Annotated in this window: 23 protein-coding genes and 1 tRNA gene; 10 read left to right on the forward strand and 14 right to left on the reverse strand. The window is 69.2% G+C overall.

Annotated features, from left to right (window positions below):
* The 5 genes from EVS83_RS10530 to EVS83_RS10550 all read right to left on the reverse strand — a co-directional run.
* On the reverse strand, positions 1 to 532 hold a 532-nt coding region (locus tag EVS83_RS10530; protein ID WP_133501006.1), incomplete at its 3' end, for a DUF2878 domain-containing protein.
* Positions 532 to 1812 (reverse strand): SAM-dependent methyltransferase, encoded by a 1281-nt coding sequence (locus tag EVS83_RS10535; RefSeq protein WP_133501007.1) that lies wholly within the window; start codon positions 1810 to 1812, stop codon positions 532 to 534. The genes EVS83_RS10535 and EVS83_RS10530, both read right to left, overlap by 1 nt.
* Complete coding sequence (locus EVS83_RS10540) at positions 1809 to 2600, reverse strand: DUF1365 domain-containing protein (RefSeq protein WP_133501008.1); 792 nt, start codon at positions 2598 to 2600, stop codon at positions 1809 to 1811. The genes EVS83_RS10535 and EVS83_RS10540 overlap by 4 nt, the downstream gene beginning before the upstream one ends.
* The gene (locus EVS83_RS10545) at positions 2597 to 3910 is read right to left on the reverse strand and encodes an NAD(P)/FAD-dependent oxidoreductase (RefSeq protein ID WP_133501009.1); all 1314 of its coding nucleotides are present in this window, start codon (positions 3908 to 3910) and stop codon (positions 2597 to 2599) included. The genes EVS83_RS10540 and EVS83_RS10545 overlap by 4 nt, the downstream gene beginning before the upstream one ends.
* Before the next feature lies 1 nt (position 3911).
* On the reverse strand, positions 3912 to 4853 hold the full coding sequence (locus EVS83_RS10550; protein WP_246022875.1) for an acyl-CoA desaturase: 942 nt from the start codon (positions 4851 to 4853) through the stop codon (positions 3912 to 3914).
* A 219-nt stretch (positions 4854 to 5072) separates the two neighbouring features.
* Here EVS83_RS10550 and EVS83_RS10555 point away from each other — a divergent pair, with 219 nt between their 5' ends.
* Positions 5073 to 5855, forward strand: coding sequence for a hypothetical protein (locus tag EVS83_RS10555; RefSeq protein WP_133501011.1), 783 nt, complete (start codon positions 5073 to 5075; stop codon positions 5853 to 5855).
* Here the strand turns inward: EVS83_RS10555 and EVS83_RS10560 are convergent.
* Complete coding sequence (locus EVS83_RS10560; protein WP_246022877.1) at positions 5852 to 6505, reverse strand: response regulator; 654 nt, start codon at positions 6503 to 6505, stop codon at positions 5852 to 5854. The genes EVS83_RS10555 and EVS83_RS10560 overlap by 4 nt on opposite strands.
* Positions 6506 to 6594: 89 nt before the next feature.
* Between EVS83_RS10560 and EVS83_RS10565 the strand changes: the two genes are divergently transcribed.
* Positions 6595 to 8145 (forward strand): sensor histidine kinase, encoded by a 1551-nt coding sequence (locus EVS83_RS10565; protein ID WP_133501013.1) that lies wholly within the window; start codon positions 6595 to 6597, stop codon positions 8143 to 8145.
* 233 nt (positions 8146 to 8378) lie between these two features.
* Here EVS83_RS10565 and EVS83_RS10570 read toward each other — a convergent pair.
* From EVS83_RS10570 to dtd, 3 genes are all read right to left on the reverse strand, one after another.
* Positions 8379 to 8451 (reverse strand) — tRNA-Ile (locus EVS83_RS10570).
* An 82-nt stretch (positions 8452 to 8533) separates the two neighbouring features.
* Positions 8534 to 10387, reverse strand: a complete 1854-nt coding sequence (gene rpoD, locus EVS83_RS10575) for an RNA polymerase sigma factor RpoD (RefSeq protein WP_133501014.1) — start codon at positions 10385 to 10387, stop codon at positions 8534 to 8536.
* A gap of 97 nt (positions 10388 to 10484) precedes the next feature.
* Positions 10485 to 10922: a D-aminoacyl-tRNA deacylase gene (gene dtd / locus EVS83_RS10580; RefSeq protein ID WP_133501015.1), complete on the reverse strand. Its 438-nt coding sequence runs from the start codon at positions 10920 to 10922 to the stop codon at positions 10485 to 10487.
* Positions 10923 to 11013: 91 nt separating this feature from the next.
* Here dtd and EVS83_RS10585 point away from each other — a divergent pair, with 91 nt between their 5' ends.
* Both EVS83_RS10585 and EVS83_RS10590 read left to right on the forward strand, forming a co-directional pair.
* Complete coding sequence (locus EVS83_RS10585) at positions 11014 to 11934, forward strand: lauroyl acyltransferase (RefSeq protein ID WP_133501016.1); 921 nt, start codon at positions 11014 to 11016, stop codon at positions 11932 to 11934.
* 14 nt (positions 11935 to 11948) lie between these two features.
* Entirely contained in the window at positions 11949 to 12257 is a 309-nt protein-coding gene (locus EVS83_RS10590) for a hypothetical protein (protein ID WP_133501017.1), read from the forward strand.
* Here EVS83_RS10590 and EVS83_RS10595 read toward each other — a convergent pair.
* Positions 12247 to 13371, reverse strand: a complete 1125-nt coding sequence (locus EVS83_RS10595; protein WP_133501018.1) for a glycosyltransferase — start codon at positions 13369 to 13371, stop codon at positions 12247 to 12249. The two genes, EVS83_RS10590 and EVS83_RS10595, sit on opposite strands and share 11 nt — an antisense overlap.
* Before the next feature lie 79 nt (positions 13372 to 13450).
* Here EVS83_RS10595 and EVS83_RS10600 point away from each other — a divergent pair, with 79 nt between their 5' ends.
* Positions 13451 to 14215, forward strand: a complete 765-nt coding sequence (locus EVS83_RS10600) for a glycosyltransferase family 2 protein (RefSeq protein ID WP_133501019.1) — start codon at positions 13451 to 13453, stop codon at positions 14213 to 14215.
* Here EVS83_RS10600 and EVS83_RS10605 read toward each other — a convergent pair.
* The 4 genes from EVS83_RS10605 to def form a co-directional block, all read right to left on the reverse strand.
* The gene (locus tag EVS83_RS10605) at positions 14175 to 15887 is read right to left on the reverse strand and encodes an ArnT family glycosyltransferase (RefSeq protein ID WP_166636878.1); all 1713 of its coding nucleotides are present in this window, start codon (positions 15885 to 15887) and stop codon (positions 14175 to 14177) included. The two genes, EVS83_RS10600 and EVS83_RS10605, sit on opposite strands and share 41 nt — an antisense overlap.
* Before the next feature lie 34 nt (positions 15888 to 15921).
* Entirely contained in the window at positions 15922 to 17241 is a 1320-nt protein-coding gene (rsmB, locus tag EVS83_RS10610) for a 16S rRNA (cytosine(967)-C(5))-methyltransferase RsmB (RefSeq protein ID WP_133501021.1), read from the reverse strand.
* 9 nt (positions 17242 to 17250) lie between these two features.
* Positions 17251 to 18171: a methionyl-tRNA formyltransferase gene (fmt, locus tag EVS83_RS10615; protein WP_133501022.1), complete on the reverse strand. Its 921-nt coding sequence runs from the start codon at positions 18169 to 18171 to the stop codon at positions 17251 to 17253.
* A gap of 136 nt (positions 18172 to 18307) precedes the next feature.
* On the reverse strand, positions 18308 to 18814 hold the full coding sequence (gene def / locus EVS83_RS10620; protein ID WP_133501023.1) for a peptide deformylase: 507 nt from the start codon (positions 18812 to 18814) through the stop codon (positions 18308 to 18310).
* A 209-nt stretch (positions 18815 to 19023) separates the two neighbouring features.
* Between def and EVS83_RS10625 the strand changes: the two genes are divergently transcribed.
* The 5 genes from EVS83_RS10625 (at position 19024) to EVS83_RS10645 (ending at position 23682) form a co-directional block, all read left to right on the forward strand.
* On the forward strand, positions 19024 to 20154 hold the full coding sequence (locus EVS83_RS10625) for a LysM peptidoglycan-binding domain-containing protein (protein ID WP_133501024.1): 1131 nt from the start codon (positions 19024 to 19026) through the stop codon (positions 20152 to 20154).
* Positions 20155 to 20229: 75 nt separating this feature from the next.
* On the forward strand, positions 20230 to 21351 hold the full coding sequence (gene dprA, locus EVS83_RS10630) for a DNA-processing protein DprA (RefSeq protein ID WP_133501025.1): 1122 nt from the start codon (positions 20230 to 20232) through the stop codon (positions 21349 to 21351).
* A gap of 85 nt (positions 21352 to 21436) precedes the next feature.
* Entirely contained in the window at positions 21437 to 21925 is a 489-nt protein-coding gene (locus EVS83_RS10635; protein WP_133501026.1) for a DUF494 family protein, read from the forward strand.
* Between the two features lie 42 nt (positions 21926 to 21967).
* Complete coding sequence (locus EVS83_RS10640; protein WP_166636879.1) at positions 21968 to 22735, forward strand: GYF domain-containing protein; 768 nt, start codon at positions 21968 to 21970, stop codon at positions 22733 to 22735.
* Positions 22732 to 23682 (forward strand): RDD family protein, encoded by a 951-nt coding sequence (locus tag EVS83_RS10645; RefSeq protein ID WP_133501028.1) that lies wholly within the window; start codon positions 22732 to 22734, stop codon positions 23680 to 23682. Before EVS83_RS10640 ends, EVS83_RS10645 begins: the two co-directional genes overlap by 4 nt.
* The last annotated feature ends 187 nt before the right edge of the window (positions 23683 to 23869 follow it).

The following is a 23869-nucleotide window of genomic DNA, read 5'->3' on the forward strand; positions in this document are numbered from 1 at the left end:
CGCCTCCGGCGAGTGGCGCGGCCTCGGCGTGCTCGAGGCGTCGAGCACGTCGCGCGATGGCGACTAGTGCACCGGTGGCCAACGCCCAGCCCAACGCGAGTGCGACGAGTGCGGGGCGCGGTGCGACCAACGCGATCGCACCGAGACGCTCCGCGGCGAGATACGACAACGGACCGCCGACCGCACCCAGCACGGCGGCCATACTCGGGCGCAGCGCGGCGAGCGCATGGTTCAGCGTGATCGCGAAGGCGGCCCACAGCGCGAGGATCCACGCCGGCGCAGGCAGAACGCCCGAGTCCGCGGCGTAGGTCACCCAACCGGAGCGGACCAGCGCGCCGTCGAACAGCAGGCCCATCGCGACGGCGGCCGCCACCGTGCGGACATCCGCTACTCGGTGCGGCGACGCCATCGCCTGCACGATGACGAACACCGCGCAGGCGAGCACGCCGAGCGCAGCCCCGCCGCGCGACGCGGCGAGCACCGTCGCCCACCACGCGAGCTGGAAGCCGACGACGTTGAGCACGCGCGCCATCACGCCTCCAGTGCGACGCGGCGGTCGTGCGTCGACGACGACGGCCGGTAGCCCGGTCGCGCGAACAGCATCTGCGCGACGCCGATGGAGCGCTCGCGGAAGCCGCCCTCGCAGTACGCGAGGTAGAACGTCCACATGCGCATGAAGCGGTCGTCGAAGCCGAGCGCGCGCACCTGCGGCAACCCCGCGAGGAAGCGCTCGCGCCAGGCTTCGAGCGTGCGCGCGTAGGAAAGGCCCATGTCCTCGAGGTGCAGCAACGCGAGGTCGCTCGCGGTCGTCTTCGCCGCCATCATCGCGGCGATCGACGGGATGAACGAGCCCGGGAAGACATGGCGCTTGATGAAGTCGACCGAGCGCAGCGCCTGCGCGTAGCGGTGGTCCTCGATGGTGATGGCCTGCACGAGCGCGAGGCCTTCGGGACGCAGCCGGTCGCGCAGGCAGGCGAAGTAGCGCGTGAGGTTCTCGGGCCCGATGGCTTCCACCATCTCGATCGACACCAGCTTGTCGTACACGCCGTCGAGGTCGCGGAAATCGCGCAGCAGCACGTCGACGCGATCCTCCAGCCCGGCTTCCGCGATGCGCGTGCGTGCGAGGTCGTACTGCTCGCGCGACAGAGTGGTCGTGGTGACGTGGCAGCCGTATTCGCGTGCCGCGTGCAGTGCGAACCCGCCCCAGCCCGTGCCGATCTCCAGCACGCGATCGCCGGGCTGCAAGTGCAGCTTGCGGCAGATCATGTCGAGCTTGCGGGTCGAGGCGACGTCGAGCGTGTCGTCGTCGCGTTCGAAGAGCGCCGACGAGTACATGAGGTCGTCCGACAGGAACAGCCGGAAGAAGTCGTTGCCGAGGTCGTAATGCGCCGCGATGTTGCGGCGGGCGCCCGCGCGCGTGTTCATGCGCAGGGCATGCAGCCCGCGCAGCAGCACGCCCGCGAGGCGCGCGGGGCCGCGTTCCATGCCGTCGAGCAGATCGCGATTGCGCACCAGCAGGCGCACCAGGCCGACGAGGTCGTCGCAGCGCCACAGCCCGTCCATGTAGGCCTCGGCCGCTCCGACGCTGCCGCCCTGCGCAAGCGCGCGATAGAAGCGCAGGTCGTCGACGTGCAGCACGGGCGTCGGCGTATCCGGCATCGGCTCGCCGAAGGTTTCGCTGCCGTAGGCGTCACGCAGCGTGACGGTGCCCGCGCGCAGGGCGCGCAGCTGCCGCAGGACGCGCTCGCGCAGCAGGCGATCGAAGGCGCCGAGGGTCGGCGCGGAGGCCAGCGATTGCGTGGTGTCGTTCATGCGGACGGTCGCGAAGTCGGGTGGTCGTGGACGGGTGTGCGCTTGAGCCAGAGCCGCAGCGCCTGCCAGTGGATGGCGCCGAGCACCTGCAGGGTCATCGCCGGATAGCGCCAGAGCAGGCGCGACAGGCCGGCGCGGTCGAGGGGGCGACGCTGCAGCACGAGCGTGGCGTCGAACTCGCGGCTGTCGCCGTCGCGAACGTCCATGTGCACGAGCAGTGCATCGCCCGGTGGCGTGAACGTCCAGTGGTACTCGCGCTGCATGGCCATGAAGGGCGAGACGTGGAAGCTCTTGTCGAAGGTCCAGCGCAGGGCGCGGCCGCGCACCTCGGCATCGGCGACCGGCAGCACGTAGGCGTGCCGTTCGCGCCACGGCGTGTTGGTGATCTCGGCGACGATGAACTCGAGCGTGCGGTGGTCGAGGCCGTAGCAGTAGTAGAAGCTGACCGGGTTGAACGTGTGGCCGAAGTAGCGCGCATGCGTGAGCAGGCGGATCGGGCCGAAGGTCTGGCGGCCTGTCGCGTCGTGGATGCGTGCGCGCACCGCGTCGGCGAGCGGCATGGTGTCGGGGCCGAGGTAGTCGCTGCGACGGAACTCGGCGACGTTGCGGCCGTGCGTCGACCACAGCGGGTGTGCGTCCAGTACGGCGTCGATCTCGTCGAGGTCGACGAACAGCTGCGCCATGCGGTACTCGAACGCATGGGGCGAGGGCCGGTGCCGGCGATGCCGCACCGTGCCTTCGTACAGCGCGCTCGCGCGACGCCGCAGCCGTTCGCCGCCGTCGCTCATGCGCCGCTCCACGCGGGCGACGATGTCGCGATGCGGCCATCCGCACGTTCCGTGGCGTCGTCCGTCCACGGCCATGGCACGCCGAGCGCGGTGGCGACGTCGACCGCACTGCGCAGGCCGTCTTCGTGGAAGCCCCAGCCCCAGTACGCGCCGGCGAACCACGTCGCGCGTCGTCCCTGGATTTCGTGGCGACGCGCCTGCGCGGCCACGGCCTCGGTGGTGAACACCGGATGCGCGTAGTCGACACGTGCCAGCACGCGGCATGGATCGATCGCGTCGCCGCGGTTGAGCGTGACGACGACGGGCGTGGTCACGGGCAGGTGCTGCAGCAGGTTCATGCAGTAGCTGACGGTGCACGGCTGCTGCGGGTCCGGGTCGACGTATGCGTTCCATGCGGCCCACGCCTTGCGGTCGCGTGGCAGCAGGCGCGCCTCCGTGTGCAGTACCACCTCGTTGCGCTGGTAGCCGATGGCACCGAGCACTTCGCACTCCTGCGGATCGGCGTCATTCAGCAGCGCGAGTGCCTGGTCGCTGTGGCAGGCGAGCACGATCTGGTCGAACGTTTCTTCGCCCTCGTCGGTCGTGACGATGACGCCACCGGCTTCGCGGCGCACCAGCCGGACCGGCGTGCGCAGTCGCACCGACGCCGACCACGTGCGTTCCAGCGCTTCGACATAGCGGGCCGAGCCGCCCTGCACCACGCGCCACGGTGCGCGACCGGTGAGCTGCAACATGCGGTGGTTCGCCATGAACTGCACGAGATGGCGCGCCGGGAAATCGAGGATCTGCGCGGCCGGCGCGGACCACAGCGCCGACGCCATCGGCACGAGGTGGTCGTCGCGGAAGGCGTCGCTGTAGCCTTCGTCGCGCAGGTAATCGCCCAGCGTCGGGCCGGGGGACGCCACCCCGAGCAGCCGCGGCGCACGACGATAGAAGCGCACGAGGTCGGCGAGCATCCGCCAGAAACGCGGCGACGCGAGGTTGCGGCGCTGGCAGAAGAGCGTATCGAGCGACGTCGCGTTGTACTCGAGCCCGGTGCGCGCGTTGTGCACCGAGAAACTCATCGTCGTTTCGCGCGTCGGGACGTCCAGCTCGCGCAGCAGGCGCGTCAGCAACGGATAGTGCTCGGGGTTGTGGACGATGAAACCGGTGTCGACGGCGAACGTCTGCCCATCGACCTCGACGCGATGCGTATGCGTGTGGCCGCCGAGATAGTCGTTGGCCTCGAACAGCACGACCTCGTGCGCGCGCGACAGCAGCCACGCGCTGGCCAACCCGGCAATGCCTGAACCGACGACCGCAATGCGCATATCAGCCGCCCGCCTTCGCCCGCACCCACGCGGGCACCGGCTTCAGGTCGTGCACGAGGCCGAGCGCGGCGAGCAGGCGCAGCCCGTACCAGGTGATGTCCACTTCCCACCAGAAGAAGCCCTGTCGCGCGGTGCCGGGGAAGAAGTGGTGGTTGTTGTGCCAGCCCTCGCCGAGCGTGAGCAGCGCGAGCAGCGCGTTGTTGCGGCTGTCGTCGCGCGTGGCGAACCGGCGCGAACCGAACTGGTGCGCCAGCGAGTTGATGGTGACGGTGACGTGGAACAGCGCGACCGTCGACACGACGAAGCCCCAGACGACGAGCTGCGCGCCGCTCGTGCCGAGCCCGGGCGCGACGCGTTCGAGCAGCGCGCCGACCGCGTACAGCGCGACCATCAACGCGACCGGCACCACGATGTCGAACCGGTCGAGCCAGCGGAGCTCCGGAAACCGCGCGAGGTCCGGCACGCGCGTGAGATCGGTGGCGAACGCGCGTCGCGTCAGGAACCAGCCCATGTGGCTGCGCCAGAAGCCGTGCACGCGCGGGGAATGCAGGTCCTGCGCATCGTCCGCGTGCACGTGGTGATGCCGGTGATGCGCCGCCCACCACAGCGGCCCACGCTGGACCGACGACGCCCCGATCACCGCGAATGCGAACTGCATCGCGCGCGATGCACGGAACGTACGGTGGGAGAAGTAGCGGTGGTAGAAGCCGGTGATCGCGAACATGCGCACGAGGTAGAGCGCGAGCGCGACGACCAGCGCGGTCGTCGACACGCCCACCCACAGGACCGCTATGCAACCGAGGTGAAGCGCGACAAATGGCAGCGCGCGCACGAGGTCGATGCGGTCGGCATCACCGTCGTCGGCGCGCGTATCGGCAGAGGTGTCGAACCACCGGAGGACTGAAGCGGCAACAGGGCTGCGCGCAGGCAGGACACGGGACATGGCGGACATCGAAAGGCGACGGCCGCTTTATGGCATGCGCCTGCGGGCCGCCACATCCGTAGATTTGCGTAGAACCCGCGTGGGTTGCGGAAAGTACGGACATCGCGCGGAGGGCCCCTGCGTAGTTGTACGGACGGCGCGCGCGATGACCGGCGCTAACGTCCCGCCTCGCGGTGGCGGAGCGTCCACCGCGCCCTTCCCCCACGACGAGGTCGATGCATGAAAGCGTTGCTGATCGCAGCCGCCGCGCTGCTCGCCACCTCCTCCGTCCATGCCGCCGGGCCCGATGCGGGCCGCTGGTCGTTCACCGTGTTCGGCGGCGCCGACGCGCCCGTCAGCGGTGACGTCCACGACGGCGCGACGGTCGACGTCCCGGATCTGGGCCCACTCAATCCCGCGCTGGCGGGCGTGTCGGCGCAGCTGCGCATCGGCTCGCGCAGCCATTCGCGTGTGTACGACGTCGCCCCGTCCGGCGGCCTTGGTTTCGCGTGGGGCGTGAGCGATCGAATGGAAGTATTCGGCGACGTCCGCCAGTCGCGTGCGTCCGAAGGGCGCCTGCAGGTCGGCGATGCCTTCGTGCCTGCGCTCAACACCTCGCTGCCCGTGTACGGCACGTTCTCGACCTACAAGGCGCTGAGCGTCGAAGGCGGCGCACGCTGGTACTTCATGACGCCGAAGTACGCGCGGCCCTACGTGGCGGCCCGCATCGGCGGGACGCGCACCGATGACATCAAGGCGACGTTCGAGATCCCGGCGGCGGGCATCACCATTCCCGACGCGCCGTTCTATTCCAGCAACTGGGCGCTGAGCGCGGGCGTGGACGTTGGCGTCAACGTGCCGATCTCCGAGCGCGCGAGCTTCGTCGCCGAAACCGGCATTCGGTACGTCGATAAGCTCGATGGCGACGACAGCGCGATCGGTCCGCTGGGACTCGCGGGCATCAACGACACCGGAAAGCGCGTGTCGGTGCCCCTGACCGTTGCGTTGAGGTGGGATTTCTAGGCGAGCGGACCGAGCTCGCGCGCTGGACGCGCAAGGCCGTATTCCTCGGCCTTGCGCACCAGCTCGACGGTGCTGTGCACGTCCAGCGCCTGCATGATCGCGTAGCGATGCGATTCGACGGTGCGCACCGACACGCCGAGTTCCGCCGCGACCTGCTTCGAACGCAGTCCCGCGCAGACGAGCTGCAGCACCTGCTTCTGCTTTTCCGTGAGCGCCTGCTTGCGGCCATGCACCGGCGCGGCGATGACGTGCGCGGCCAGCGTCGGCGTGATGTAGGTGCGCCCGCCACGCACCGCATGGATCGCACGCAGCAGCTCCTCGCCCGCCGAACTCTTGAGCACGTAGCCCGACGCACCGGCACGCAGCGCCTGCTCGGCGAGCGCGGGTTCGGCGTGCATGGTCAGGAACACGAACGGCACAGTGATGCCGCCGTCGCGCAGTTCGCGCATCACGCTCAGGCCGTTACGATCGGGCATCGCGAGATCGGTGACGACGAGGTCGGGCGCGTACTGGCGCACCGCATCCAGCAGCGCCGCACCGCTGGCCACGCATGCGACCAGCTCGAACTCGTCCTGCAGCAGGCGCTGCACGCCTTCGGCCACCAGGCGGTGGTCGTCGGCAAGCACGATGCGCGGGCGGTCGGACGTCATCTGCGGCATTCTCGGCGCGTTCGGACCGGGCGTAGGGCCCGGCCGCGAGCGTACTCCACGACCGTCTCGCCTTGCCGCCTCCGGAGCCCATGAGCACACGCCCGCCGATGCCCTCGCTCGCGCTCGCCGCCGTGGTCACGGCGTCGGTGGCGTCGTCGCAGTGGGCCTCGATGCTGCTGTGGATGCCGAACCCGCACAGCCACATGGTCTGGTTCCCGGGCGCGGTGCTGCTCAGCGCGCTGTTGCTGCAGCCGCGTCGCCGCTGGTGGGCCTGCCTCGTCGGGACGGCACTCGGCGAAGCGGCCGCATTCGGCGTCCTCGGCGTCCCGCCGCTCGCGGTGACGCGCGCGATGCTCGGCTCGCTGCTGCTGACCCCCGCGGTGGCGGTGGGCCTCGACGCCCTGCGCAGCCGGCTGCGCTCGCCGCTCGAGGATTTCCGCCTGCTCACCGCGTTCGTGGTCCTCGCGGGACTCGCGCTGCCGATGCTCAGCGCCGGATGGATCGCGTGGTCGATCCGGGGCACGGTGCTGGCGCCGTATCTGTCGGACTGGCCGAACGTCACCCTCGCGCAGAGCCTCGGCAATCTCATGCTGGTGCCGGCGGTGGTGTGGACGGCGCTGCGTCGGCGGCGCGCGGTGCCCGTGGATGCGAGCGGCGTGAGCGTCGCGGTCGGTGCGGCGCTGCTCGTGCTGCTCTGCGTGCTCTGGACCTGGCGCGTGCCGATGGACCGCCTGCAACCGATGCTGATGGTCGCGCCGGTGCCGTTCCTGATCTGGGCGATGGTGTCGTTCCGCGCGGTCGGCGCGTCGCTGGCGATGCTCGCGGTGGGTCTGCTCGCCATGCATTTCAGCGCGGCGGGCATCGGTCCCTTCATTCGCGACGACCTCGCCACCACCACCGTCGCCGTGCAGCTGTGGACCGTCGCGCTCACCGTCGCCCTGCTCTACATGACCGTGGTCGTCGAGCAGCGCGCCACGCGCACGCAGGCGCTTCAGCATGCGCATCGGCGTCTGCAGACGATGACCGTGCAGCTGATGCGCGCCCAGGAGGATGAACGCGCGCGCATCGCCCGCGATCTGCACGACGGTATCAACCAGTCGATCGCGTCGATCGCCATCCGCATGAGCATCGAGCGCCAGCACGCGGAAGGCTCAACGCGCGCGCTGCTCAGCGACCTCCAGACCGCCGTGACCGATGTGTCGGAAGACGTACGTCGCCTCTCCCACGAACTCCACCCCAGCCTGCTGCGCTACACCGGCCTACCGGACGCACTGCGCGCGTTATGCGATGCACAAGCGGGTGCGGCGCAGGTTCGTGCCCGCATCGAAGACTTGCCCGAGCTGCCCTTGGACGTCGCCACCGCGCTGTATCGCATCGCGCAGGAAGCGCTGCAGAACGCGCACAAGCATGCATCGGCGACCGTCATCGACGTCCGCCTCGAGCGTTTCGATGGAGGCGTGCGATTGGAAATCGAAGACAACGGCGTCGGCTTCCGCGATGACCCGAGCACGCATGTCGACGGCCTCGGGTTGCTCAGCATGCGCGAGCGTGCGCGCGAGATCGGTGGGGAGCTTCAGTTGCGTGCCGGAGGGTCGGGCGGAACGAGAGTGACGGTCGTCGTCCCTCCAGCAAGACGCTGACGGCCTTGTCGCATCGTCGCTCGAACGTTGGAGCGCCGTACGGACGCTGGATTTGCGCTCAGGCAGTCGCGCCGGTCGGCCGCGGCTCGACGACCGCTGTGTCGAGTCGGAAGCCGAGACCGGCAAGTGGTCCTCGACGAAGTTGCCGGCGAGCGCTGATGTGCGCATCTCGCCTCGCTATCGCATCCGGATCGGATCAACGGCGGCGGCATTGCATACCGGGCACTGAAACATGGGCCCACCAGGATTCGAACCTGGAACCAAGGGATTATGAGTCCCCTGCTCTAACCGTTGAGCTATAGGCCCGCAGCGATTGGATTGTAGCGGCTGCAGAAACGACGAGCCCGCCATGTCGGCGGGCTCGTGCGTATTTCGATGATGCGATCGATCAGTCGATGTCGAGGAACGAACGCAGCTGTTCCGAACGGCTCGGATGACGCAGCTTGCGCAGCGCCTTCGCTTCGATCTGGCGGATGCGCTCGCGGGTGACGTCGAACTGCTTGCCGACTTCTTCCAGCGTGTGATCGGTGTTCATGTCGATGCCGAAGCGCATGCGCAGCACCTTCGCCTCGCGCGGCGTCAGGCTGGCGAGCACGTCTCGGACCGTTTCCGACAGGTTGATGTCGGTGGTTGCGTCGATCGGGGACATGACGTTCGTGTCCTCGATGAAGTCGCCGAGATGCGAATCTTCGTCGTCACCGATCGGCGTCTCCATGGAGATCGGTTCCTTCGCGATCTTCATGACCTTCCGGATCTTGTCCTCCGGCATGTCCATTTCCTTCGCCAGTTCTTCCGGCGTGGCCTCGCGGCCGTAGGTCTGGAGCATCTGGCGGGAGATGCGGTTGAGCTTGTTGATCGTCTCGATCATGTGCACCGGGATACGGATGGTGCGTGCCTGGTCGGCGATCGAACGCGTGATGGCCTGGCGGATCCACCACGTCGCGTACGTCGAGAACTTGTAACCGCGGCGGTATTCGAACTTGTCGACCGCCTTCATCAGGCCGATGTTGCCTTCCTGGATGAGGTCGAGGAACTGCAGGCCGCGGTTGGTGTACTTCTTGGCGATCGAGATCACGAGGCGCAGGTTGGCCTCGACCATCTCCTTCTTCGCCTTGCGCGCCTTCGCTTCGCCGTAGGCCATCGCGCGGCTGATTTCCTTCAGCTCGGCGAGCGTGACCTTCATGCGCTGTTCTTCGTCGATCGTCGCCTGCTGTTCGAAGACGATGCGATCCTTGACGTCGCGCAGCGCCGACGCCCACTTCTGCTTGCGCTTGAGCAGCTCGTCGACCCACTCGAGGTTGGTCTGGTTGCCTTCCCACGCGCGGATGAAGTCCTTGCGCGGCATCTTCGCGACGCGCACGGACAGGTCGAGGATGCGGCGCTCGTGCTCCTTCACCTTGGCGACGGAATCGCGCAGGTTCTTGACCAGCGCGTCGGTCAGGCCGAGCGGCAGCTTGAGCGTGACGAAGATCTCCGCCATCTCCTCGCGGATCTTCTTGGTCGACTTGTGATCCGGGCCGTTCTTGGCGTGCGACTTCTCGAACTTGCCGTAGAGGTCGGCCAGCGCGCCCATGCGGTTCGCGACTTCGAGCGGATCCGGACCGGTCGGGCCGGTCTCCTCGGCGGCGTCATCGCCGTCGACGTCGTCCTCCTCGTCCTCGGCTTCGACGTCCGTCACTTCGGCAACGGGCGGCACTTCCGGCACTTCGTCGATCAGGTCGTTGAAACCGACCACGACTTCGGCGAGGCGCTTCTTGCCGCCCTTGTGCAGTTCGTAGTCGCCGAGGATCCAGGCGATCGTGCCCGGGAACGACGCGAGCGAGGCCTGGACCTGCGAGAGGCCCTCCTCGATGCGCTTGGCGATGGCGATTTCGCCTTCGCGGGTCAGCAGCTCGACCGTGCCCATCTCGCGCATGTACATGCGCACCGGGTCGGTCGTGCGACCGCCTTCGGTATCGAGCGAGGTGAGTGCGGCCGCGGCTTCTTCCGCGGCGGTCTCGTCGACTTCGCGGTTGCCGCTGGCTTCGCCGGCGAGCAGCAGGGTCTCGGCGTCCGGCGCAATTTCATGCACCTGGATGCCCATTCCGTTGATCATGCCGATGATGTCTTCGATCTGTTCGGGATCGACGACGTCGTCGGGCAGGTGATCGTTGACCTCGGCGTAGGTGAGGTAGCCCTGCTCCAGACCCTTGCTGATCAGTTGCTTGATGTCCGACACCTGGGTCTGACGTTCGTTGGCCATGGGCTGCGCCACCTGAGTAAAGGGGTCGAGGGAACCGTGCATTATACCAGCGGGACCTGCCGGACTGGTCCGGAAAGGCGCCCGGAGGCTGAGCGGGTCAGGCCCGCAGCAGGAAGGTGACCGGGCCGTCGTTGACCAGGCTGACGACCATATGGGCGCCGAAACGTCCGGTTTCCACCGTCGGATGCGCCAAACGGCAGGCTTCGACGAGCCGGTTGAAGAGGGGTTCAGCGATCTCAGGCGCCGCGGCGGTCTGGAACCCCGCCCGCATGCCGGACGACGTGTCCGCGGCCAAGGTGAACTGGCTGACCAGCAGCAGGCCGCCACCGGTCTGGCCCAGGCTCCGGTTCATGCGGCCGCCGTCGTCCTCGAAGACCCGATAGCCCAGCAGGCGTTGCGCCATCCGCGCGACCTGCGCCTCGCCGTCGCCGGGTTCGACGCCCACCAGCGCGAGCAGCCCGGGGCCGATCGCCCCGACCATCTCGCCCGCGACGACCACGTCCGCGCGCGTGACGCGCTGGATCAGGGCGAGCATGGGCTGCGGCGAACGGGCATGCGCTCAGGCTAGCAGAGCCTCCGACGGGCCCGCCCGCTCGGCCGCGCGCGGTCGCCCGTAGACTGGCCGGATGCCGCGTGTCTTGGCCGCCCTTCTCTACGCCCTCGCCGTCGTCGTCGCCCGCCTGCCCTGGCGTTGGCTGGGCGCGCTCGGCGACGCCATCGCCGCCCGCGCCGTCCGCCGAGGCAGCCGCGAATCGCGCATCACCCTGCGCAACCTCGAGCTGATCCAGCCGGACGCGACGCCCGCGCAACGCGAGTCGCTGCGTCGCGACGTGCTGCGCGTCACCGCGCGCCAGGCGCTGGAGACGCTGCGGTTCTGGACGCGTCCGCATGCGCGCAACCTCGAGGACATCGTCGAGCACCGCGGCGCGGAACGCCTCGACGCCGCGATCGCCGCGGGACGGGGCGTCATCGTCGTCGCGCCCCATTACGGCAACTGGGAGCTGCTCAACCAGTGGCTCGCCTCGCGCACGCCACTCGCCATCCTCTACGCGCCGCCGGAATCCGCAGTGGGCGACGCCTTCCTGCAGCGCGTCCGCGCCGCGCACGGCGACGCGTCGCGCGTCACCCAGATCCGCGCCGAGGCCGCCGGCGCGCGCCAATTGTTCAAGTGGCTGCAGGGCGGTGGCGTGGTCGGCATCCTCCCCGACCAGCAGCCCAAGCAGGGCGACGGCGAATTCGCGCCGTTCTTCGGTCGCCCCGCGCTGACGATGAGCCTGCTCGGCCGCCTCGCCTCGCGCACCGGCGCGGCGGTCCTCATCGCGTGGTGCGAGCGCATCGGCGAGGACGCACGCGGCCCGCGCTTCGCGCTGCACGTGGAGCCGGTCGACGCCGCCGTCGCCGATCGCGACATCGCGACGTCGGTCGCCGCGCTCAATGGCGCGATCGAGCAGGTGGCACGTCGCGATCTCGCGCAGTATCAATGGACGTACAAACGCTTTTCGATACAGCCCGACGGAACCAACCCGTACTGGCCGGACTGCTACTGACGAAGGGGAACGACATGCGGACGATGTGGGGATCGGCCGTGCTCGCACTGGCGCTCACCGGTTGCGGCGCCGTCGACACGATGAAGGAGGGCTTCGCCCACGCGGGCGAAGTGGCATCGGATCTCGAGAAATCCGTCGGTCGGCGGCCGCAGGTCGGCTTCAACTGGACCAACGGATCCCTCGCGAGCGTCACCGTGGTGTTCGACGGCATTCCGCCCGGCGCGAGCAACGAACGCATCGCTCGATTGAGCCGCGACGCCATCGCCGCGCACTTCAAGCAGGCGCCGCGCAGCGTGACGATCAGCTACGTACTCAGCGAGTGACGCCTGCTTCGGCGGCGACGTCGCGCAGCATCGCCTCGTAGTTCGCCGCCATGCGCTCGCGGCTGTAGCGCGTGAGGGCCGCGGCACGCGCCGCGGCCCCGAGTCGCGCGGCTTCGGCGTCGTCGCGCAGCAAGTGCTCGATGGCATCCGCGAGCGCGACCGGATCATTCTCCGGCACGATGCGTCCGTCGACACCGTCGTTGAGTGTCTCGCGCACACCGGGCACGGCGCTTCCGATCACCGCGCATCCCGCGGCCATGCCCTCGATCAACGCGAGCGGCATGCCTTCGTAATGCGTCGACAGCACGCACAGGCGATGGCGCATCAGCAGCGATGGAACGTCGCGATGCAGGCCGAGGAACTGCACCTGGTCACCGAGTCCCAGCTCGCGCGCCAGCTTCTCGACCGGCTCGCGATGCACAGGCTTGCCCGCGCCCGCGAACATCACCGGCGGTGCAAGGCCGCGCTCGCGCAGGATCGCCACGGCACGCACCAGCGTCGCGTGATCCTTCTGCTTGGAAAACCGCGCGACCATCACGATGCCCGGCACGCGCGCCTGCACCGGCAGCATGTCGGTGCGCACGAACGGCGTCACGCGAATGCCGTTCGGAATGGCAATGGTGCGATCGGCCGGCATGCCCATGTCGAGCAGCACCTGCCGCACGCCTTCCGAGCAGCCGACGATGCGGGCGGTACGTTGCGCGAGCCAGCGCGTCTGTCGACGACGCCATGCGGTGTAGCGCTCGCGCGTGTTGTGCTCGACGTGCACGAGCGCCGGTACTTTCGCGAGCAGGCCGGCATAGCGGCCCCAGAGATGTTCCGAGAACCCGTGTGCGACCAGCACGTCGGGCTGCCAGCGTCGACACAGCCGCACGAGCGAGAGGATCGTCGCGATGTGCGTCGCGCCAGTGACGACTTCCAGCGGCACGCCGGCGTCGCGCAGTTCTTCGATGCGCGCGGGATCGGTGCGGCGCTTGCGACGAAGCACCAGCAGCGGCTCGATCGCCCCGCCCGCGCGATGCGCATTCACCAGCGCGATGGCGACCTGCGTCGCGCCGCCGGAGAACCCGCCGGTGACGAAATGAATGACGCGCAGGGGTCGATCGCCGGCCATCGGAGCTCCTTGGTGCGCACAGCGTAAAGCGCGACGCAGCGGCCGCCTATACTCGCAGCGTCTCCGCTGACGATCCCCCATGCCCGCACCGCTGCCCCTCTCCGGCGTCGTCATCACGCTCAACGAGGCCGACCGCATCGGTCGCTGCATCGCGTCGATGCGCGAGGTCTGCGACGAGATCATCGTGCTCGATTCGGGCTCGACCGACGAGACAGTCTCCATCGCACGCAGCCTCGGCGCGCGCGTCAAGCATCGCGACTGGGACGGTTTTGCACGCCAGAAGAACGCAGCGATCGAACGCGCGCGGCATCCGTGGGTGCTTCTGCTCGACGCCGACGAATGGCTGGAACCCGTGGCGCGAGACGAAATTCGCAAGCTGTTCGCCAGCAATATCGAGTCCGCCGACTGCTGGCTCCTGCAACGCCGCACGCACTTCCTCGGCCACGCGATGCGTGCCGGCAGCTTCGCCCGCGAACCCGTGCATCGTCTGTTCCGTCAGGCCATGCGCCATGGCGACGTGCCCGTGCACGAATATCTCGACGTCGACGGGTGGAATGTCCGGCTGTCGTCGATTGCGCTGGAGCATGACACTGCGCGCAGCGAGGACGAGTACTCGGCGAAGTTGCAGCGCTATGCGCGGCTGTGGGCGGATGCGCGCGCGACGCGTGGGAAGCGCCCGTCGGCATTACGTGGCCCGGCCGCCGGTGCGGCGTATCTATTGAAGAACCTGGTGCTGCGCGGCGGCTTCGTCGATGGGCACGCCGGATGGCGCTTCCATCGTCTGCATGCGCGCTATTCCGTGCTCAAGTACCGCCTGCTTCGGGAACGGCTGCGGCCGGGCTGACCACCGGCTTCGCGGCGCATCGCGCGGCGGCGTCCGACGGCACCAGCCACCACTCGCGACGATTGCTGTGGCCGACGAACGTGGCGCGGGCGCGGTCGATGCACGACGCCAGAGCGTCGTCTTCGAGGAGGATCCACCGGCGCGACGGCGCCTCGCGTTGCCAGACCAGTGCATCGCGTAGCTGCAGCGCGGGATCGCGCACGAAGCCGAATGTGCGCGCCGGCCGATCGGCCATCAGCAGGTTCTGTTCCTTCCACGCGACGAGCGCGAATTCGTCGGTCGGCCCGACGATGTGCGCGGCGCGTTGCATGAGGCCGCGCGCGGAGCTGGCGTCGTTGAGCAGGGGTTGCGCGGCGAGGCCGACCAGCAGCCAGAGTCCGGTGAGCGTGCCGAGGAGTGCGGCGACGCCACGACGTACGCCGAACGCGAACACCATTGCCGCCCCCCAGGCGGCGATCGCAAGCATCATGCGACCTAGCGCGTCGGCGCCGCCGACCATGCCACGCGCCTCGTCCAGACGCTGCTCGAAGCCCGGATGACCGAACACGACCATCGCCCCGGCGATGCCGAGCAGCAACGTCAGCGCTGTCGCCAGGCCGAATGCGAGACGCCGGGCATTCGGCTGTTCGATCGCCGCCGGCAACCACGCGCCGAGCGCGAGGCAGAACATCGGCAGCGCCGGCAGGATGTAGACCTCGCGCTTGCCTGCGCTGAGGCTGAAGAACACGACGACCAGCGCCACCCATGTCAGCAGCAACGCGAGCCGGCCGTCGCGTGCACGCCATGCATCGCGCCAACCGCTCCACACCCACGGCAGCGCCAGCCATGCGGGCAGCCACTGCGTGAGGATGACGACGGGGAAATACCAGACCGGCTGGATGTGATGGGACGGATCGACGTAGCGCTTGGCCGTCTGCCGCAACAGGATGTTGTCGGCGTAATCGTGCAGCGCAGGGTCCGTGCTGTGTTCCACCGCCCAGAGCATCGGCCCGAGCCACACGGCGATCGGCAGCACCAGCAGCACCGGGCCGAGCCAGGTCGCAGGACGTCGCCACCCCTGCGCACCGATCGACGCCCAGCCGCGTGCATGCAGCACCGCGGCGGGAATCAGAACGAGCAGCGCGATCACGCCGACGCCCTTCGTGATCACGCCCAGGCCGGCGGCGAACCAGCCGAGGTACCACATGCGCAGGTCCGGCCCGCGCACGAGGTGGCGCACGAGGCCGTACACCGACAGCGTCACCCAGAACACGAGCAGCGGGTCGATCTGCGCGCGGCGCGCCTGGAACGTAAACGCGAAGGTGAAGAGCAGTGCCCATGCGGCGTACGCGCCGGCGCGACGGTCGTACAGACGCGCACCGAGATCGCGCAGCAGCGCGAGCGTGCCGAGCGAGGCGAGCAACGACGGCAGCAAAAACGCGACGCGCAGGTTGCCGACCACCGTCAGCGCGATCGCCTGCAGCCACATGAAGAGCGGCGGCTTGTCGGCGTAGAGCTCGTTGCCACGCATCGGGAACAGCCACTGATGGCTGTCGACCATCTGTTTCGCGACGAGCGCGAAACGCGGCTCGTCTGCCGGCCACGGATCGCGCAGGCCGAGCCCGGCGCCGAGTACGAGCAGGGCGACGAGCCAGAACAGCCAGCGTTCGCGGGATTCGGCAGTCTTGAGCATCCGCCGATGATACGGGCGGCGCGGCTGCGCGCCGTCAGCGTTTGACGAGGCGCGCGTAGAAGAAGCCGTCGCGACCGCGCTCGCCCGGCAGCACCTGCCGACCGACGCCGCTCTCGCGACCGAAGCGCGCATCCAGCGGCTCGGCGACAGCGTCCGGCGTGCGCGCGAGAAACGCGTCGACCTGGCGCTCGTTCTCGTCGCGCAGGATCGAGCAGGTGGCGTAGAGCAGCACGCCGCCGGGCGCCACGGTCGTCCACAACGCGTCGAGCAGCTTGGCCTGCAGCGCGACCAGCGCATCGAGATCGCTTTCGCGACGGTGCAGCACGACGTCGGGCTGGCGGCGGACGATGCCGGTCGCGGAGCACGGTGCGTCGAGCAGCACGGCATCGAACGGCGTGCCGTCCCACCACGTGGCGACGTCCGCTGCGTCCGCGGCAATCAGCCGCGCGCGATCGCCGAAGCCGAGCCGATTCATAGCCTTCTCGACCTGCGCGAGACGCGCGGCGTCGACATCGATCGCGGTCATTGCGAGCGACGGATCGCGCTCGAGCAGGTGCGTGGTCTTGCCGCCAGGTGCAGCGCAGGCATCGAGCGCGCGCGCACCGCTCTTTGGCGCGAGCGCGTCCGCGACCGCCTGCGCCGAGGCGTCCTGGACGGTGACGAGGCCGTCGTCGAAGCCCGGCAACGTCGACACGGGCACGGCATGTGCCAAGCGCAACGCGTCGGGCAGCACGTCGTCGGCGAGCGCTTCGATGCCGACTTCGGCGAGGCGCGCGAGGTAGTCGTCGCGCGTGATCCTTTGCCGATTGACGCGAAGCCACATCGGCGGCGCGTGCGTGCTCGCGTCGAAGATCGCGTCGACATCACCGGGCCAATCGGCTTCGATGCGCGCGCGCAGCCAGCCGGGCCAGTGTGCGCGTGCATCCGCCATCGGAACACCGTCGCGCTGCGCGCGGCGCAGCAGCGCATTCGCCAGGCCGGCGCGATGCGCCTGCCCACTTGCGCGCATCGCGTCGACCGTCGACGCCACCGCTGCGTGCGCCGGAAGCGCGAGTGGATCGAGCTGCGCGAGGCCGACCATCAGCAATGCCCGCACGGCGCCGTCGCGGCGTGGCAACGGTTTCGGCATCCATGCATCGAGCGCGGCCGCATAGCGCGACGGTGCGCGCAGCACCGCGAGCACGATGGCTTCGGTCAGCGCACGATCGCGCGGATCGGCGAGCGTCGACAAGGCGGGGCCGAGTTCGGCACGCAGCGAACGATGACGATGCAGCACGGCGTCGAGCACACGCGCCGCCGCCAAGCGTGGCGCGATGCCGGGCGCATTCGTCGACGCATGCTCGCGTGCGGCCATCGGCACGCGTCAGGCGACGCGCAGGTCCTGCCGCGCGTTGAGGAAATCGGCGACGGTGATCGCACGCCCGCCTTCGCGCTGCAGCACGCGCACGCGCAACGCGCCGTCGCCGCAGGCGATGTCGAGGCCCTCGCGACCCGCGCGCAGCAGCGTGCCGGGCGCGGCGTTCGACGTGTCGTCGATCGCGACGGCGCCGTGCACGCGCACGCGTTCGCCGGCGATCACGGCTTCGGCCATGGGCCACGGATTGAACGCGCGCACCTTGTTCGCGAGGAAGCGCGCCGGCTGCGACCAGTCGAGGCGCGCTTCGCTCTTGTCGAGCTTGTGCGCGTAGGTGACGCCGACCCCCGGCTGCCGCTGCGGCACCGGACGGATGCCGGCACGCAACAGGCCGATGCCGTCACGCAGCACCTGTGCACCGAGTTCGGCAAGGCGATCGTGCAACTGGCCGCCGGTTTCGTCGGCGCCGATCGGCAGCGACTGCGACAGCAGCACCGGGCCGGTGTCGAGGCCCTTCTCCATCTGCATGAGGCAGATGCCGGTTTCCGTGTCGCCGGCTTCGATCGCACGCTGGATCGGCGCGGCGCCACGCCAGCGCGGCAGCAGCGAGGCATGCACGTTCCAGCATCCGTACTGCGGGATGTCGAGCACCGACTGCGGCAGGATCAGGCCGTAGGCGACGACGATCATCACGTCCGGCTGCAGCGCACGCAGCGCGTCCTTCGAGACCTGCGCCTTGAAGTTCTCCGGCTGCAGCACCGGAATGCCGCGCAGGAGCGCTTCCTTCTTGACCGGCGACGGCGCGAGCCCGCGGCCGCGGCCCGCCGGACGATCGGGCTGCGTGTAGACCGCGACGACTTCGCCGCGCTGCGCGGCGGCGCGCAGGCAGGGAACGGCGAACTCGGGCGTGCCGGCGAAGACGATTCTCATGCGGATCGGCGAAGTCGAAGGACGGCGGAGGATAGCGAGCGCCGCGCGACGGTCGCGCTACGGCGAATGTGCGCGTCGATGCGCGCGAACGAGTCCCGGTGCACGCCGCGGGTCAGCGCGACGCGGCCATGCGTCGTCAGGCGCGCTTACGCTTGGCGAGCTTCTTGCGGACCATCTCGCGCTTGAGCGGCGACAGGTAGTCGACGAACAGCTTGCCGGCGAGGTGGTCCATCTCGTGCTGGATGCAGACCGCGAGCAGGCCATCGGCCTGCATCTCGAACGACTGGCCGTCGCGGCCGATCGCACGCACCTTGATGAGGTTCGCGCGGGTGACGTCGGCGAAGATGTCCGGCACCGACAGGCAGCCTTCCTGGTAGACCTGCTCGCCCTCGCGCTCGAGGATCTCCGGGTTCACGAACACGAGCGGTTGCGAGCGGTCCTCGGACACGTCGATCACCATGAAACGCTGGTGCACGTCGACCTGGCTGGCGGCGAGGCCGATGCCGGGCGCCTCGTACATGGTCTCGAACATGTCGTCGAGGCGCTTCTGGAATGCGGGCGAGGTGACCTCGGCCGGCTCGACGGGCTTGGCGACCGTGCGAAGGCGGGGATCGGGGAATTCGAGGATGTCGAGAATGGCCATGGCGGAGTCCGGGGCGTCGCCGGCGGTTCGGGCGATCGCGGCGCGTTCATGAAATCGACGCGCGGGAAATGGGGGTCACCGTCACAACCGCAGGACGGGAGCACATTCTACCGCCCTGCGGGCATTGCATCCGTCGAGGCGGCGTGGGCTATAGTGCCAGCGCCCTTCAAGGAAGGGGCTCCGCCTGCTGGGGAATCAGGTCCATGGCCATGATGAAGACTTTCCGCGCGGTGGCTGCTGCCGCGCTGCTGACCGTTGCCGCCGCAGCTGTATCGGCGGACCATCCGGACACCTACACCGTCAAGCGCGGTGACACGCTCTGGGACATTGCCGGCCGCTTCCTCAAGAAGCCGTGGCTGTGGCCGGAGATCTGGCAGGCGAACCCGCAGATCCGCAACCCGCACCTGATCTATCCGGGTGACGTGATCTCGCTCGCCTATCTCGACCGCGTGGCCGTGCAGCCGGGTCCGCGCACCGAGGCGCCGCTCACCGGCGTGCCGCTGGCGGAAGTGGAGCCGTTCCTCAAGAACCTCCGTGTCGTCGACCGCGTCGACAACATGCCGTACGTGGTGGGCGTCGAGGAAGATCACCTGCGCGCCGTCGGCCAGCAGGTCGTCTACATCACCGGCGTCGACGCGCAGCCCGGCCAGCGCTGGGCCGTGGTGCGCCCGACGGTGCGCTACACGCATCTCGACCGCACCGCCTGCTGCGACCTCATGCACAAGGACGACCTGGATTTCCGCGGCGATCACGTGATCGACTTCGAGAACTACTGGACGTCCGCCGTGCTGCCGGACAAGGGCAGCGAGGAGCTGGGTTACGAGCTGCGCCAGCTCGCCACGGGCACGGTCAGCCGCGCCGCCGGTGGTGGCGTCGACACCGCCACGCTCGTGCTCGACGGCAACGGCCGGGAAGTGCGTGTCGGCGATCGCCTCATCCCGGTCGCGGCGCAGGAGTACGACCTGCAGTTCTTCCCGCACCCGCCGAAGGCGCAGTTCGAATACGGCCGTGCGCAGATCCTGGCGGTGGCCGATGAAATCAGCCACGGCGGTCCGCACGACGTGGTCGCACTGTCGGTCGGCGCGCGCGACGGCATCGACAACGGCACGGTGTTCTCGACCTGGCGCGTCGGCAGCCTGACGCCGGATCGCGTGCGCATGGGCGACGAACGCGATGCCGACACCATCGCGCGCACCGACCACGTCCGCCTGCCGGACGAGTTCGCGAGCCACGTGATGGTGTTCCGCACGTTCGAGAAGGTCAGCTACGCGCTCGTCATGGACGGCATCCGCCCGACCGCGGTCGGCCAGGAGCTGAAGCACCCGGACGCGACGCAGTAACGCTCGGACAAATCCGACAGTTCCACGCGACGGCGCCTGAGGGCGCCGTCGTCGTTTCGGCGCGACGCTGTGTCGATGCATGACGCGCTCGCTCTCGCCATTCTCGTCGCCGCCGGCGGCCCGCTCGCACCGCGGCGTGCGCTTCTCGAAGCCGCGGGGACGGCATCGCAGGCGCTCGGTGATCCGGCCGTCTGGGGCGCATGCGGGCTGAGTGCTGCACAGATCGCGGCATTGCGACGCCCGGCGCCGGAAATGCTGAGCACCGTCGAGGCGTGGGTTCGCAAGCCCACGCATCGCATCGTCGGCTGGACCGATCCGGACTACCCGCCTGCGATGCGCGCCGCGGCGAGTCCGCCTGTCGCGCTCTTCGTCGACGGCGACAGCTCGCTGCTGTGGCGACCGGCGATCGCCGTGGTCGGCAGTCGCGGGCCGACGCCCGGTGGTCGCGAGCACGCGGGCGACTTCGCGCGCGCGTTCGCGCACGCCGGCTTCGTGGTCGGCAGCGGACTTGCTGCGGGCATCGACGCCGCCGCGCATGCCGCCACGCTCGACGCAGGCGGTGCGACCGTCGCGGTGCTCGGCACCGGGCCGGACGTGGTGTATCCGCGATCGAACGCCGAGTTGCATGCGCGCATCGCCGAGTCCGGTGCACTGGTCAGCGAGCATCTGCCCGATACCGCGCCGCGCAAGGAGCACTTCCCGAGCCGCAATCGCCTGCTCGCGGCGTTGTGCCTGGGCACCGTGGTCGTCGAGGCCGCGGAGCGCTCGGGCGCGATGATCACCGCGCGACTCGCGGCCGACGCCGGTCGCGAGGTGTTCGCGGTGCCCGGCTCGATCCGTAACCCGCTCGCGCGTGGCTGCCATCGCCTGATCCGGGACGGCGCCACACTGGCTCAGTCCCCGATGGACGTGATCGACGCCCTGGGCGATGCCGCCGCGGCGCAGGCCGCGTCGCATCGCCTAGCGCTCGACGTCGACGCGCTGCCGAACGCTGAACCGTCGCCCAGCGCACCCACGTACACCGACGACTCCGACCACGATCTGTTGTGGAAAACGCTCGGCTTCGACCCCACGGATATGGACAGGCTCATCGAGCGGACTGGATTGACGCCCTCCCGGCTGTCCTCCATGCTGCTCGTCATGGAGCTGGAGGGTCGCGTGGCCCAGCAGCACGGTCGGTTCTTCCGGGTGGCGTAAGTCGCACGGTTCGGGTCGGCCCTGCGGGTCCCGCGCAAGGGGTTCCGGACCCACCGCGTCGCGCACGCGACGCAGGCCGAGGGACATGAAAGAAAACATCCTCGACGTACTGCTCTACCTCTTCGAACACGTTCTCGATGGCGACACCGCGCTTCCCGGCGACCCGGATGCGCTGCAGAGCAGCGCCCTGCTCGGCGAGCTGACCGACGCCGGCTTCTCGCCCGCCGAAATCAACAAGGCCTTCGACTGGCTCGATGAGCTCGCCCGCGCGCGTCCCGCGGCGCAGCCGGCGCGCGCGAACGGGCCGGTGCGGGTGTACGCCGGGCCCGAGCTGACCAAGCTCGACGCCGAATCGCGCGGCTTCCTGATGTTCCTCGAGCAGCACGGCGTGCTCGACGCCGGCCAGCGCGAACTCGTGCTCGACCGCGCGCTCGCGCTGGAGCAGGACGCGATCGATCTCGACGATCTGAAATGGGTCGTGCTGATGGTGCTGTTCAACCAGCCCGGCAGCGAGGCGGCGTACGCCTGGATGCAGACCCAGATGTTCGACGACGAGCCCGAACCGGTACATTAGTCGCGGGCCCTGGGGAGGGCCGCGAACGTATCGGGGGATACCTTGGATTGGTTCTATCACGACCCTGGACAGGGTCGCGTCGGCCCGTTGACGGCCGACGAACTGCGTAATCGATATCGCGACCGCCGCATCCAGCTCGACACGCTGGTCTGGCGCGAAGGCCTGCGCGAATGGCAACCGCTCGATCGCGTCGCCGACGAGCTGGACCTGCTGTCGGTCAAGCCGGACGCGAGCCGTCCGCCGCCGTTGCCGCCCGGCCCCGCCGCCGGCGTAGGCGGTACCGCGTACGCGACGAATGCGTCGCCCGGCTATGCGCCGGCCTACGCGAACCGCGCACCGGGACCCGGCTATCGCGCCGCGCCGCCGCCGAAGCGCGGAATGTCGGGCTGCCTGATCGCATTGATCGTCGTCGGCGTGCTGGCGATCCCGATGATCGGCATCCTCGCGGCGATCGCGCTTCCGGCCTACAACGATTACGTCATCCGCTCGAAGGTCGCGCAGCAGGCCGACATGCGCGCGAAGATGATCGAGATGCAGTTCGCGGAAGCGAAGCAGCGCCTGGGCCGTTGCCCGCAGGACGCGTCCGAACTCGGCGCGCAGGACGCCGGCAACATCAAGTTCGGCCAGATCGGCGATGGCCGCTGCGGCTTCGAGATCACGCTGCGTGATCCCAAGCCGCAGATCGACGGCAAGACCATCCTGTACGTCGAGCCGACACCGCCGTCGACCCAGTGGGACTGCACCGGCGGCGACCTGCCGGCGCGCTATCGCAACCGCATCTGCAAGCCTGAAACGGACGGCACGCCATGAGCACCTGGTACTACAGCGACACGCAGCGCAATCGTCTTGGTCCCGTCGCTGCCGACGATCTGGCGCAACTCCATCACAACGGGCAACTCACGCCGGAAGTCCTCGTTTGGCGTGAAGGCATGCCCGAATGGAAGCCCTGGCGCGAGGTGATGGCGGAGGTGCTCGGTGCCGGCGCCGTGGCGGTCGGGGCTGCTGCTCCGGCTCGCGCCACATTCGCAGTGGCGGACGACGGCGGCGGTCGCAATCCCTACGAGGTCGTCCAGCGTGTCACGCACGACGCTTCGCCTTACGCCGCACCCGGGGCGGCAGTCGGCAACGTGTATGCAGCGGCAGTGCAGGACGGCGAGGTGGTGTACGCGGGCTTCTGGAAGCGCTACGCCGCGTACTGGATCGACGCCTTCATCGTCGGCGCCGTCGGCTTCCTGGTGCAGATGATGGTCGCTGCCGTCGTCTTCGGCGGCATGTCGGCCTTGCAGAGCGATCCGGCGGGTGCACTGGGAACGGCGGGCGGCATCGTTGGCCTCCTCGCGATGTACGTGACCCCACTGCTGCTGCAGGCCGTCTACTTCGGGTTCTTCCACGCCTCGGCCAATCAGGCAACCCCGGGCAAGATGGCGATCGGCATCAAGGTGACCGACGACCATGGCGATCACATCTCGTTCTGGCGCGGCTTTGGGCGCTACTTCGGTCTGCTGCTGTCCGGTATTCCAATTGGCATTGGCTACATCATGGCCGGCTTCACCGACCGCAAGCGCGCGCTCCACGACATGATCTGCAGCACGGTCGTGGTCGATAAATGGGCTTTCACGAGCCACCCCGAGCGCCAGCGGACGGAACTCGGCACGGTCGCCACGGTGATCATCGTGCTGTCGGTTCTGGCGGTCGTGGGCTACTTCGTTTTGATCGGCGTTTTCGTGGCCGCGATGGCCAGCGCGGGCGCCCACTGACCCCCGGTCGCGCTCGCCCGGCTTGACAGCCGTGGGCGGTGCGTGATGACACTAGATATAGAGAATCAGCGCGCCCGCGGACCCGTCCGCGGGCGTCGCCGCTTCCACGCCCCGGTTTTTTACGCTGTCCTCTCGCTGCCGCGCGGACCCTCGCGCGTCGGGAGCCCCGGGCCGCCCGCCCCCACGG

Origin of the sequence: Cognatilysobacter terrigena (assembly GCF_004361065.1) — a bacterium.
Lineage (GTDB): Bacteria > Pseudomonadota > Gammaproteobacteria > Xanthomonadales > Xanthomonadaceae > Cognatilysobacter > Cognatilysobacter terrigena.